Below are 12,772 nucleotides of genomic sequence, written 5' to 3'. Positions count from 1 at the left end.
AGGAGCTGCCGGCCCGGTGATGAGCCGGGAGGAGGTGGACCGCGCGCTGGCGCGGCTGGGGGCGGAGCGCGACGCGGTGGAGGCCGCGCTGCTCGCCCTGCAGGAGCACCCGGGCCGCCGGTTGCTGGAGGGCGCCGCGCTGAGCGGGCGGACCCTGGAGCGCTGGTCGGTGGCCGGGCCCGGGCTGAACCTGCTCTGGGCGCTGTTCGACCGCTACGCGGAGGCGCTGGCCTCGGCGGTGGCCGTCCGGGCCCGCCGCAGCCGGCCGGGCGGGGCCGAGCTGGCCGAGCTGAGCGAGCTGCTCGGCGGCCCGGCCGTGACCGTCTCGGGCAGCCAACTCCCGGACACCGGCGGCCCGGTGCCGGTCCGGCTGGTCGAACGGATCAGCCTGGCCGAGCTGCTGGAGCGGATGAACGCCTGGTACGCCACGGTGTACGAGGTGGTGGCGGCCAGCGACGCGGTCTGGTCCGCGCTGCCCGCCAGGATCGACCTGCTGCTGGCCGAGCTGGGCCGGGTCCGGATGCTCTCCGGCTCGCTCGGGGTGCGCCCCGGCGTCCACCCGCTGGCCGACGACCTGGACGGCCTGGAGCGGGAGTTGACCGAGCTGCGGACCGAGGTGCGGAGCGATCCGCTGGCGCTCTGGCGGCCCGGCCGGGTCCCCGCGCAGCGCGGCTCGGGCGCCGGCGCCCTGGGCCCCGGGGCGGTGGCCGGGGCGGTGGACACCGAGCGGTTCGACCGGGCCGGGCGGGCGCTGGACGGCGTCCGGATGGAGCTGGACGGGCTGCTCCGGCTGCGCGACGAGGCGCACGAGCGGCTCCAGCAGGTCGGCGACCTGCTGCAACGGGCCGACGCCACGCTGGCGGAGGCCCGCCGGGCCCGCGGCGAGGTGCTCGCGAAGATCGCCGCGACCGAGGTGCCCGCCGTACCGGGCCCGGCGTCGGCGCTGCGCGAACGGATCGGCCTCGCGGTCGAGTTGCAGCAGACCGGGCAGTGGCACCGGCTGGCCCCGCTGCTGGACACCCTGGAGGAGGTGGCCGCCAGGGAGCTCGGCCGGGCCCGGCAGTCGCTGACCGAGGTGGCCCAGCCGCTGGCCGTCCGGGCGGAGCTGCGCGGGCGGCTGGAGGCGTACAAGGCGATGGCCGCCCGGCTCGGGGTGGCCGAGGACCCGGTGGTGATCGAGCGCTTCGAGAAGGCCCGTTGGCTGCTCTGGAGCGCACCGTGCGACCTGCGGGCGGCGGCCGAGGCGGTGGCCCGGTTCCAGCAGGCGCTGCGGCCGGCCGCGCCGGCGGACCGGGTGGACCAGTACCAGGACGGACAGGGGGATCAGGGCAATGGGTGAGACCTGCACCCGACCGGAGTGCTCCGGCTCGGGGACGATCGACGGCGACGGCTACTGCGACGAGTGCGGCCTGGCCCGGCCGGCCACGGCCACGGCCTCCGCCAAGGTGGCGGGCCCGGTGTCCGGCTCGGGGGCCGGGGCCTCCTGCACCCGGCCGGACTGCACCGGCACGATCGACGCCGACGGCTACTGCGACGAGTGCGGCCTGGCCGCCGAGGGCGGCGCCCTGCCGTTCGTGCCCTCGGCCAGGACCGAGGCGCACTCGGGCTCGGTCTCCTCCCGGACCATGTCGGGACGGTCCCGCTCGCACCGGTCCACCCGGACCGGCAGCGGCCGTTCGGTCTCGGTCCGCAGCGGCACCGGCAGCTCCGGCAGCGGCACCGGCCGGCGCGGCAACCTGGGCGCCGGCCTGGTCAGCGTCCCGAGCATCCCCTCGGCGGACCCGGGCGCGGCGGTGCTGACCGACCCTCAGGTGCCCGAGCGCAAGCGGTTCTGCAGCAAGTGCGACGCCCCGGTGGGCCGGGAGAAGAACGGCGTCCCGGGCCGCCCGGACGGCTTCTGCACCAAGTGCGGCACGCCGTACTCGTTCACGCCCAAGCTGACCCGGGGCGACCTGGTGGGCGGCCAGTACGAGGTGCTGGGCTGCCTGGCGCACGGCGGGCTCGGCTGGATCTACCTCGCGGTGGACCGCCGGGTGAACGACCGCTGGGTGGTGCTCAAGGGCCTGCTGGACACCGGTGACCAGGACGCCCTGGCGGTGGCCATCGCCGAGCGCCGCTTCCTGGCCGAGGTGGACCACCCGAACATCGTCCGCATCATCAACTTCGTCGAGCACCCCGACCTGCGCTCCGGCTCCACCGACGGCTACATCGTGATGGAGTACATCGGCGGCAAGTCGCTGAAGGACATCGCCAACGAGCGCCGCACGCCGGACGGCCGGCGCGAGCCGCTGCCGGTGGAGCAGGCGATCGCGTACGCGCTGGAGGCGCTGCCCGCGCTCGGCTACCTGCACGGGCGGGGGCTGGTGTACTGCGACTTCAAGATCGACAACGTGATCCAGAGCGAGGACTCGCTCAAGATCATCGACCTCGGCGCGGTCTCCCGCTCCGGCGACGACGGCCCGATCTACGGCACCGTCGGCTACCAGGCCCCGGAGATCGCCACCGACGGCCCCTCGGTCGCCTCCGACCTGTACACGGTGGCCCGCACGCTGGCCGTGCTGACCTTCGACTTCCAGGGCTACAACAGCACCTTCCAGTTCGAGCTACCCGGCCCCGAGCGGGTGCCGCTGTTCGCCCGGTACGAGTCGTACTACCGCCTGCTGGTCCGGGCCACCGACCCGGACCCGGCCCGCCGGTTCGGCTCCGCCGAGGAGATGGCCGACCAGCTCACCGGCGTGCTGCGGGAGCTGCTCGCACTGCAGGACGGGCGGCCGCGACCGGCGTTGTCCACCCTGTTCGGCCCGGAACTGCGGGTGGTGGACAGCGAGCTGACGCCCGATCCGCTCGACCCGGCCGCCGCCGCGCTGGCCCTGCCGGTCCCCCGGGTCGACCCCGCCGACCCCGGCGCCGGCTTCCTGGCCACCCTGGTCGCCAGCGCCCCGGCCGAGGCGCTGGCCGCGCTGGCCACCGCGCCGGCCGGCTCGGTCGAGCTGCGGCTGCGGGCGCTCCGGGCCCAACTGGAGCTCGGCGCCCGGAAGGAGGCCGAGACCGAGCTGGCGGCCCTGGAGCAGGACCACGGCGACGACTGGCGGGTGGTCTGGTACCGCGGGCTGGCCGAGCTCTCGGCCGGGCGGGCCGAGCAGGCCGCCGCGGCCTTCGACGCGCTCTACGACGCCTTCCCCGGCGAGGCCGCGCCCAAGCTGGCGCTGGCCGTCTGCGCCGAGCTGCTCGGCAACGGCCAGGACGCCGCCGAGTTCTACCGCCTGGTCGGCAGCACCGACCGGGCCTACGTCAGCGCCGCGTTCGGTCTGGCCCGGGTGCTGCTGGCGGCCGGCGACCGGCCCGGCGCGGTGGCCGCCCTGGAGGCGGTGCCCGAGGCGTCCGCGCACTACACCGCCGCCCGGATCGCCACTCTGCGGGCCCGGCTGCGCGGGCGCGCCCCGGAGGAGTCGCTCGGACCCGAACTGGCCCGGTGCTCGGCCCAGCTGACGGCGCTCTCGCTGGACGCCAGGCGGACCGAGGAGCTCTCGGTCGAGGTCCTGAACGCCTCCCTGGACTGGGTGCTGGCCGGTTCGGCCGGCGGCGCGGCGGGCGGGTCCGCCGAGGGTGCCCCCGGCACGCTCGACGTGCTGGGACATCGGGCCGTTGAGCGGGAACTGCGCTTCGCCCTGGAACACTCCTATCGAGTACTGGCGCGGTTGACCGACCGGGCCGAGATCAGGATCGAGATGGTGGAGCGGGCGAACCGTGCCCGCCCCCGGACGTGGGTGTGAACCGATGCCGCAGCAGCAGACCAGGTGCCCGAGCTGTGCCGAGCCGCTGGACCCGGAGGACGACTACTGCGGGGCCTGCGGCCTGAACGTGACCGGTGACGTGCCGTCGGCCGCCACCGGGACGGCGACGGCCGGTGCCCCGGTGCCGCGCTGCGTGCACTGCGACTCGACCGAGCTGGCGGCGGACGGGTACTGCGAGAGCTGCGGCGGCGCCCAGCCCCGGCCGCGCGACCACCAGGAACTGACGGCGGACGGCGTCGCCGGGGTCACCGACCGGGGGCTGCGGCACCACCGCAACGAGGACGCCTTCACGGTGGCCGCCACCCACCTGCCCGGCGGCGAGCCGGCCGTGCTCGCGGTGGTCTGCGACGGGGTCTCCTCCTCGGCCCGGCCCGACGAGGCGTCGGCCACCGCGGTCCAGGCCGCCGCCGCCCACCTGCTGGCCGCCCTGCCGCGCGGGCGGCGCCCCGACCAGGCGATGCGGGAGGCGATCGGGGTGGCGGCCCGGGCGGTGGCCGAGCTGGCCAAGGACGGCGTCCCGACGCCGGGCGGCAGCCAGAACGCCCCCGCCTGCACCTACGTCAGCGCGGTCTCCGCCGCCGGCCTGGTCACCATCGGCTGGGTTGGCGACACCAGGGCGTACTGGATCCCGGACGACCGGGAGTCCGCCGTGGCGTACCGGCTGACCGAGGACGACTCCTGGGCGGCCCGGGTGGTGGCGATCGGGCTGATGAGCGAGGCCGAGGCGTACGCCGACCCGCGGGCGCACGCGATCACCGGCTGGCTGGGCGCGGACGCCGAGGAGGTCGAGCCGCACACCGTGAGCTTCACCCCGCACGTGCCCGGCGTGCTGCTGGTCTGCACCGACGGTCTGTGGAACTACGCCGAGGCCGCCGCCGACCTGGCCGAACAGGTCCGCCCCGACGCCCGCTCCGAACCGCTGGCCGCCGCCCGCGAACTGGTCGACTTCGCGGTGACGGCGGGCGGCCACGACAACATCACGGTGGCGGTGCTGCCGATCAGCCCGCCGGCCGAGACCACCGTGCGGACCGTGCCGCTGCAGGCCGCCAGCACCGGGGCGGCGCCGTTGCACTCGTCCCCGACCCTCCAGCTCCACCGGTCCGGCAGCGGAAGCTGACGACCACTCACCCGACTCCGTCCACCCGTCCGCCGAACCACCGATTGCCCGACAGGAGCAGCGATGGCCGTTCTGTCCCGGTCCCACCCGAGTTTCAGCGTCGACATCTTCCAGAACGAGTACCTGGCCGAAGGCGCCCGCGAGGTGAACGCCATCGTGACCGTCACCGCGACCGGGGGCGGCACCTCCGGCGGGCAGCCGCTGGCCCGGGACGCCGGCGCGGCCGCCGCCGTGGTGATCATGGTCGACTGCTCGGGCTCGATGGACTACCCCGCCGCCAAGCTGCGCAACGCGCGGGAGGCCACCGCGGTCGCCGTCGACACCATCCGCGACGGCGTCGCCTTCGCGGTGGTGGCGGGCACCCACGAGGCCAAGGACGTCTACCCGGGCGGCGGCCGGCTGGCGATCGCCGACCAGGCCACCCGGGCGCAGGCCAAGGAGGCGCTGCGCAAGCTGACCGCCAACGGCGGCACCGCGATCGGCACCTGGCTGACCAAGGCCAAGCAGCTCTTCGAGAGCCGCTCGGACATAGCCATCCGGCACGGCATCCTGCTCACCGACGGCCGGAACGAGCACGAGAAGGCCGCCGACCTGGAGCGGGTGCTCGGCCAGGCCGCGGGCCTGTTCACGGTGGACTGCCGGGGCGTCGGCACCGACTGGGAGGTGACCGAGCTGCGCAAGATCTCCTCGGCCCTGCTGGGCACGGTGGACATCGTCGCCGAGCCGTCCGGGCTGGCCGAGGACTTCCAGCAGATGATGGTGCAGGCGATGGGCAAGCAGGTCGCCGACGTGGCGCTGCGGGTCTGGACCCCGGCCAACGCTGTGGTCAAGTTCGTCAAGCAGGTCACCCCGAACCTGGAGGACCTGACGGACCGTCGGGCCGAGGCCGGGCCCCGGGCCGGCGACTACCCGACCGGCTCCTGGGGGGACGAGAGCCGCGACTACCACGTGTGCATCGAGGTGCCCGCCGCCGAGGTCGGCAACGAGATGCTGGCGGCCCGGATCAGCCTGCTGCTCCCCCAGCCCGACGGGACCACCGAGGTGCTCTCCCAGGGCCTGGTGCGCGCGGTCTGGACCGACGACCTGGCCTCCTCGACCCGGATCAGCCCGCAGGTCGCCCACTTCACCGGGCAGGCCGAGCTGGCCTCCTCGATCCAGGAGGGGTTGGAGGCGCACCGCGCGGGGGACGTCGATCTGGCAACCGCCAAGCTCGGTGCGGCCGTTCGGATCGCCCACCGGACCGGCAACGAGAGCACCTTCAAGCTGCTGCAGAAGGTGGTCGACGTGGTCGATCCGAAGGAGGGTACCGTTCGGTTCCGTAAGAACGTGAGCGAAGCCGACTCGATGACGCTGGACACCCGTTCGACCAAGACCGTCCGGGTGAAGAAGTGACCGGCTCGGGGGGCCGAACCGGACCGCTGGAGATGTGGGGGACCTGATGCCGATCTGCCCTAGGGGCCACGAGTCGCAGGCCGAGGACTGGTGCGACTTCTGCGGCTTCCCGATGACCCCTCCGCCGGGGCTGTCCGTGCCGGGATCGTCGCCCTTCGTCAGCGGGCACACCCAGCCGCAGGGCGTCCCCACCGGTCCGCCGAACACTCCGCCGCCCGCGCCGCAGTACGCCCAGCCTGGGCAGTACGCCCAGCCGGGGCAGGGCGCGCAGCCGGTCCAGGGCGGACCGCCCGGGGCAGGTCAGTACGCCCAGCCGGGCCGGCCCGCGCCGTACCCGGAGCAGGCCGGGCCGTACACCCACTCCGACCTCACGGCCGGTCTGCTCACCTGCCCGATCTGCCGGACCCCGCAGACCGGCCGGTACTGCGAGGAGTGCGGCTTCGACTACGAGCTCTCCTCGCCCGCGAGCCAGCAGCAGCAGCGCCCGCCGGCCGCGTACGGCGGCTTCCCGCCGCCCGGCCCCGGGCCGGTGCCCGCGCCCGCGCCGTACCAGCCGCCGCCGCCCAGCCCGCCGACGCCCGCGCCCTACCAGCCGCCGGTGCCGCCGCCGGCACCGACCCCGGAGCCCTCGCCGTTCCCGCCGCCGGGTGCCCAGGGCGGCCACGGCCAGTTCGAGCAGCCGGGCACCTCGTTCCGGAAGAACCCGTCCTTCCAGGGTTCCGAGGGGCTGGAGAGCTTCGACTCGGGACCGACCTACGCACAGCCGGGTAGTGCCCCGGGCGACGAGTTCGGCACCTCCTTCCACCTGCAGCCGCCGGGCGCGCCCCCGGCCAGGTCGACCTGGATCGCGGTGGTCTCGGCCGACCGCGACTACTTCACCGACATGATGGCCCGCAGCGGGCCGGAGGCGGCCGGGCTGTTCTTCCCGCCCTACTGCCCCGAGCGCCGGATCCCGCTCAGCGGCCGCGGCCAGCTCCGGATCGGCCGCCGCAGCCAGCACCGGGGCACCGTGCCGGAGATCGACCTCTCCGTCCCGCCGGAGGACCCGGGTGCCTCGCACCAGCACGCGCTGCTGGCCGAACAGGCCGACGGCAGCTGGGTGCTGGTCGACCAGGACTCCACCAACGGCACCACGGTGAACAACGGGGCGGAGGCGGTCCCCCCGCACACCGCGATCCCGCTGAACGACGGCGACCGGGTGCACATCGGCGCCTGGACCACGATCACCCTGCACCGCGCCTGACCGACCGTCGGTGGGGGCCCCGGCCCCCACCGACCGGGCCGGCCCGCCCCGGGCCGCCCTCCGCCTCGGGCCGCCCTCCGCCTCGGGCCCGAGGGTGGGACCAGGACCTCGGCCCTGGTCCGATGGTCCTGGTGTACGACCGCCGGAGCGGTCTGCGACCATGGTCAAGTGACTGACGAGGCGACGTTCTTCGAACAAATCGGTGGCGAGCCGACCTTCCGACGGCTGGTGCACGTCTTCTACCAGGGTGTCGCCGAGGACGAACTGCTGCGCCCGATGTACCCGGAGCAGGACCTCGGCCCGGCGGAGGAGCGGCTCACGCTGTTCCTGATGCAGTACTGGGGCGGCCCCCGCACGTACAGCGACGAGCGCGGCCACCCCCGGCTGCGGATGCGGCACGTCCCGTTCAAGGTCGACCGGGCCGCCCACGACGCCTGGCTGCGGCACATGCGCACCGCCGTCGACTCCCTGGAGCTGCCCGCCGACGCGGAGCGCCAGCTCTGGGACTACCTCGCCTACGCAGCCGCCTCGATGGTCAACACGGCGGGCTGAACCCGGCCGACCCGGCCCGGTACGGCGCGGCTGAGTTCAGCGCAGCGGGCCGAACCCGAGGCCGGCGCCCGGGACGACGGTGCGCAGCGCGACCGAGCCGGCCGGGGCGCTCAGCCTCAGCCAGCTGCCGGAGCGGTGCGCGGTGAGCGGGGCGTCCGGAGTGAGGAAGCCGACCACGTAGGCGGCGTGCGCGGCCCGGAGCGGGAGCTCGGGCATCGCGCCGAGCGGACGGGACCAGATCTCGTCGGCGAGCCCGTCGAGCAGCGCGCGCGTCCGGTGGTGCTCCGGGATCTCGGCCGTGCGCTGCTTGAACTCCCGGACGGCGGAGTGCAGTTCCGGCAGTACTACGGGCGCGGTGGTGACACCGGTGCGCTCCCAGCGCGAGCGCGGCGGCAGCAGGCCGGCCCAGGCCGGGCCGGTGACCGGGGCGGGCAGGCCGAGGGTGGCCGCCGGCTCGTCGACGCTCTCCAGCAACTGCCCGGCGGAGACGGTCAGATCGGCCTCCGCGACGTCCTCGCCGAGCAGCCGGGCGCTGCGCACGGCCAGCACCCCGGAGCTGCCCAGCGGCAGCCGCCCGAACACCGCCAGCACCGGCCCCGGCTCGGCCCGGACGATCTGCAGCCGGACGGCGGCGGCCCGGTCGAAGCGCAGCAACCGCTCCAGGAACGCCGCCAGGTCGGCGGCCTCGGTGACGTCGGCGAGCGGAAGGCGGGCGGCGGTCAACGGATCAGCTCACTCGGGTACGGGTCGGTGACGGGATCAGGGGGCCACGACGGGCCGGGCGACCTCGACGGTCGGGCGGCCGCGGCGGGTCTGGCCACGACGGGTCAGGCGGCCGCGGCGGCCGGGGTCTGCTCGGCCCCGTCCATGAACCGGCTGAGGAACTCCCGCTCCACCGGGCTGATCCGGCGCGGTCGGGCGGCCGCCAGGTCGTACGGGACCACCACGGTGGAGGCCCGGACGTAAACCGTCTCGGTGCCGTCCTCGGCGGTGTCCTTGATCTCGTAGTCGACGGTCAGCGAAGCGCCGCCGATCTTGGTCACCCAGGTCTCGATGGTGACCGGCTCGGGCCGGTGCACCAGCGGGAGCTTGTAGTCGATCTCGTGCCGCGCCACCACCGAGCCACCCGCGAACTCCCCGGCGCCGGCGGCGCTGGCCTGGGTGAACATGAAGTCGATCCGGGCCTCCTCCAGGTAGCGCAGGAAGACCACGTTGTTCACGTGTCCGAAGGCGTCCATGTCGGACCACCGCAGGGGGCAGGCGTAGATGTGGCGTGCCACGGTCGATCTCCTCAAGAATCCGATTGCCCGTCAGGACCGGTTGTCCGCCGGTGGCTCACGGGCGGCGGCCCGGCAGACCACCCCAGGGGCAGTCTGCCGGGCCGTGGTTGCTGCAAGGTGTCAGTCCCGGGTCAGCTTCCGGTAGGTGGCCCGGTGCGGGCGGGCGGCGTCGGCGCCGAGCCGCTCGATCTTGTTCTTCTCGTACGACTCGAAGTTGCCCTCGAACCAGAACCACTTGCTCTCACCCTCGTACGCGAGGATGTGGGTGGTCACCCGGTCCAGGAACCACCGGTCGTGCGAGATGACCACGGCGCAGCCGGGGAACTCCAGCAGCGCGTTCTCCAGCGAGGAGAGGGTCTCGACGTCGAGGTCGTTGGTGGGCTCGTCGAGGAGCAGCAGGTTGCCGCCCTGCTTGAGGGTCAGCGCCAGGTTGAGGCGGTTGCGCTCACCGCCGGAGAGCACCCCGGCCGGCTTCTGCTGGTCCGGACCCTTGAAGCCGAACGCCGAGACGTAGGCCCGGGACGGCATCTCGACGTTGCCGACGTTGATCCAGTCCAGGCCGTCGGAGACGACCTCCCAGAGCGTCTTCTTCGGGTCGATGTTGGCACGCGACTGGTCGACGTAGCTGATCTTGACCGTCTCACCGACCTTGACGCTGCCGGAGTCCGGCTTCTCCATGTCGAGCAGCATCTTGAACAACGTGGTCTTGCCGGCGCCGTTCGGGCCGATCACGCCGACGATGCCGTTGCGCGGCAGGGTGAAGCTCAGGTCGTCGATCAGCAGCTTCTCGCCGAAGGACTTCGAGAGGTTGTTGGTCTCGATCACGATGGCGCCCAGGCGCGGGCCCGGCGGGATCTGGATCTCCTCGAAGTCCAGCTTCCGCATCTTGTCGGCCTCGGCCGCCATCTCCTCGTAACGGGCGAGGCGGGCCTTGGACTTGACCTGACGGCCCTTGGCGTTGGAGCGGACCCACTCCAACTCCTCCTTGAGCCGCTTGGCGCGCTTGGCGTCCTTCTGGCCCTCGACCTTGAGACGGGTCTGCTTCGTCTCCAGGTAGGTGGAGTAGTTGCCCTCGTAGGGGTAGGCGCGACCGCGGTCGAGCTCCAGGATCCACTGGGCGACGTTGTCCAGGAAGTACCGGTCGTGGGTGACCGCGACCACGGTGCCCTTGTACTTCTCCAGGTGCTGCTCCAGCCAGTTCACCGACTCGGCGTCGAGGTGGTTGGTGGGCTCGTCGAGCAGCAGCAGGTCGGGCGCCTCGAGCAGCAGCTTGCAGAGCGCCACGCGGCGGCGCTCACCGCCGGAGAGCTTGGTGACCGGCCAGTCGCCGGGCGGGCAGCCCAGCGCGTCCATGGCCTGCTCCAGCTGAGCGTCCAGGTCCCACGCCTCGGCGTGGTCCAGGTCCTCCTGCAGCTTGCCCATCTCGTCGAGCAGCGCGTCGGAGTAGTCCGTCGCCATCAGTTCGGCGATCTCGTTGAAGCGGTCGAGCTTGCCCTTGATCTCCTTGACGCCGTCCTCGACGTTCTCCAGGACGGTCTTGGACTCGTCGAGCGGAGGCTCCTGCAGGAGCATGCCGACGGTGAAGCCCGGCGACAGGAAGGCATCGCCGTTCGAGGGCTGCTGCAGGCCGGCCATCATCTTCAGCACCGTGGACTTACCAGCACCGTTAGGGCCGACGACACCGATCTTCGCCCCAGGGAGGAAGCTCAGCGTCACGTCGTCAAGGATGACCTTGTCGCCAATGGCCTTGCGCACCTTGCGCATGGTGTAGATGTATTCCGCCACGTGAGATCGCTCCGGCGTCGTCGGTGAGTATTCGGGTTACAGCCTTCCATTGTGCCGCACGCGGCCCACGCCCCCGAACGCGATCTTCGGGAACGGGACCGGCCCCGCCCCCTCGACTGCGGAGGGAACGGGGCCGGATCGGCTCCGGGCTGCGGATCCGCCGGTCGGCGGAGTCGGCTCGACCGGTCAGGCGCGGCTGTGACGGCCGCGGCGACGCAGGGTGAAGACCGCGGCGGCGCCGCCGATCACCAGGGCACCGGCGATGCCGGCGAGCAGCGGGGTCTGACCGCCGCCACCGGTGTTGGCGAGCACCGGGCCGCTCGGGCTGGCCGACGGGGCCTTCGGGGTCGGGGAGCTCGCGGTGTCGGTCTTGCAGTTCAGGACGCCCTTGAACTCCTGCTTGAAGCCGTTCGGGCCGCTGACCACGATGTCGTACGCGGTGTCCTCGGCGACCTTGACCGGGACGCTCTTGGTGCCGCCCGGCGGGACGGTGACGGTCTGGCCGGACAGGGTGAAGGTGAAGTCCTGGTCACCGTTGTTGGCCGCGGTCACGACCACGGCGCCCTGCACGCAGTCGACCTTGGCGGAGACGGCCGGGATCGGGCCGGTCGGGGCCCAGTTGACGGCCACCGAGGCGGTGACCGGGACGGGCTGGGAGCCGGCCAGGATCAGCGTCTGGCTGTGCTTGCCCTGGGCGTTCACGCCGGTGAAGGCGCGGCCGACCGAGACCTCGGCGGAGGTGCCGGCCTTGATGGTCGCGTTGCCCGGGTTCGCGCCGGCCGGGGACTTGGCGTAGATCTCGTCGCCGTTCTTGGCGGTCTTGACCGCCTTGCCCGCCTTGTCGGTGATGCTCAGGTTGGCCTTGGTGCCCGCCTCGTCCAGCGCCAGCGACACCGACGCGCCGTTCGTGGTGACGGTGATCGGGCCGAGCAGGTCGCCGCTCTTGCCGGAGACCGCGGCGGGGCTGAGGCTGAGGGTCGGCTTCGGCTCCTCGAGCTTGACCGCCTTCTGGCGCAGGTACTCGGTCAGCTGCTTGGCCTGCGGGTCGTCCGGGACCGCGTCGACACCGTCGGAGAAGTGCCAGATCGCGGCTTGGGTACCGGCCGCCGCATCGTCCTGGCTGAGGTCCGCGATCTTGGTGGCCTCCCGCAGCTTCTCGATGCTCTGCTGCGGGAAGGAGTTGCGGAGGATCCAGAGGATCTTCCCGGCCTCCTCGGGCTTCCCGGCCAGCGAGCTGGAGGCCCACCCGGTCTCGGTGTAGTCCGCGCTGGGCTGGGTGGGGTTGAGCAGGTCGATGCAGTAGGTGTCGAGGATCTTCTCGTCCTCGGTCTCCAACTGGAGGATGCCGCCCTGCACCTCGTACTTGTGACCGTCACGCTCGTAGCTGATGGTCTCGCTGAACCGGACGCCCGGCTTCAGCTTCGCCTTCGCCCCGGTCGTCTCCGAGCCGGCGGCGCTGGCCGCGCCCGCCAGCATCATCCCGCTGCCCAACAGCATGCTCGACGCGAGCATGACACCGGCTATGCGGGAGAGAGCCCGCCCCTGCTTGTGGAACATCTAGTTGACCCCTCCGGGCTGGGCCTTGCCGATGGCAGCCCGCCTTGCAAAG

General features: G+C 73.2%; 10 protein-coding genes. 6 read left to right on the top strand and 4 right to left on the bottom strand.

The features are described from left to right. The first annotated feature begins 19 nt into the window (after positions 1 to 19). The 6 genes from ACIRPK_RS10665 to ACIRPK_RS10640 all read left to right on the top strand — a co-directional run bounded on the left by ACIRPK_RS10665 (position 20) and on the right by ACIRPK_RS10640 (position 8,098). Positions 20 to 1,339: a hypothetical protein gene (locus ACIRPK_RS10665; protein ID WP_403036347.1), complete on the top strand. Its 1,320-nt coding sequence runs from the start codon at positions 20 to 22 to the stop codon at positions 1,337 to 1,339. Continuing rightward, the gene (locus ACIRPK_RS10660) at positions 1,332 to 3,773 is read left to right on the top strand and encodes a tetratricopeptide repeat protein (protein WP_403035925.1); all 2,442 of its coding nucleotides are present in this window, start codon (positions 1,332 to 1,334) and stop codon (positions 3,771 to 3,773) included. Before ACIRPK_RS10665 ends, ACIRPK_RS10660 begins: the two co-directional genes overlap by 8 nt. Positions 3,774 to 3,777: 4 nt before the next feature. After that, complete coding sequence (locus tag ACIRPK_RS10655) at positions 3,778 to 4,911, top strand: protein phosphatase 2C domain-containing protein (protein ID WP_403035922.1); 1,134 nt, start codon at positions 3,778 to 3,780, stop codon at positions 4,909 to 4,911. Between the two features lie 63 nt (positions 4,912 to 4,974). Continuing rightward, positions 4,975 to 6,303: a VWA domain-containing protein gene (locus ACIRPK_RS10650; RefSeq protein ID WP_403035919.1), complete on the top strand. Its 1,329-nt coding sequence runs from the start codon at positions 4,975 to 4,977 to the stop codon at positions 6,301 to 6,303. A 46-nt stretch (positions 6,304 to 6,349) separates the two neighbouring features. Next, complete coding sequence (locus ACIRPK_RS10645; RefSeq protein ID WP_403035917.1) at positions 6,350 to 7,546, top strand: FHA domain-containing protein; 1,197 nt, start codon at positions 6,350 to 6,352, stop codon at positions 7,544 to 7,546. A 168-nt stretch (positions 7,547 to 7,714) separates the two neighbouring features. Then, a complete protein-coding gene (locus ACIRPK_RS10640; protein WP_403035914.1) occupies positions 7,715 to 8,098 on the top strand; it encodes a globin in 384 nt (127 codons plus the stop codon). Between the two features lie 36 nt (positions 8,099 to 8,134). Here ACIRPK_RS10640 and ACIRPK_RS10635 read toward each other — a convergent pair whose 3' ends face one another. From ACIRPK_RS10635 to ACIRPK_RS10620, 4 genes are all read right to left on the bottom strand, one after another. Continuing rightward, positions 8,135 to 8,821 carry a hypothetical protein gene (locus ACIRPK_RS10635; protein ID WP_403035911.1) on the bottom strand — a complete coding sequence of 229 codons (687 nt, stop codon included), beginning with the start codon at positions 8,819 to 8,821 and terminating at the stop codon, positions 8,135 to 8,137. A gap of 104 nt (positions 8,822 to 8,925) precedes the next feature. Next, the gene (locus ACIRPK_RS10630; protein ID WP_403035908.1) at positions 8,926 to 9,378 is read right to left on the bottom strand and encodes an acyl-CoA thioesterase; all 453 of its coding nucleotides are present in this window, start codon (positions 9,376 to 9,378) and stop codon (positions 8,926 to 8,928) included. A gap of 120 nt (positions 9,379 to 9,498) precedes the next feature. Then, entirely contained in the window at positions 9,499 to 11,163 is a 1,665-nt protein-coding gene (gene ettA, locus ACIRPK_RS10625; protein ID WP_403035905.1) for an energy-dependent translational throttle protein EttA, read from the bottom strand. A gap of 186 nt (positions 11,164 to 11,349) precedes the next feature. Beyond that, a complete protein-coding gene (locus tag ACIRPK_RS10620; RefSeq protein ID WP_403035902.1) occupies positions 11,350 to 12,675 on the bottom strand; it encodes a Cys-Gln thioester bond-forming surface protein in 1,326 nt (441 codons plus the stop codon). Positions 12,676 to 12,772 lie beyond the last annotated feature (97 nt).

The organism is Kitasatospora sp. NPDC101801, from assembly GCF_044766665.1.
Taxonomy (GTDB): Bacteria; Actinomycetota; Actinomycetes; order Streptomycetales; family Streptomycetaceae; genus Kitasatospora.
Note: the sequence above shows the minus strand (reverse complement) of the source record. Positions and strands in the feature narration are given on the sequence as shown.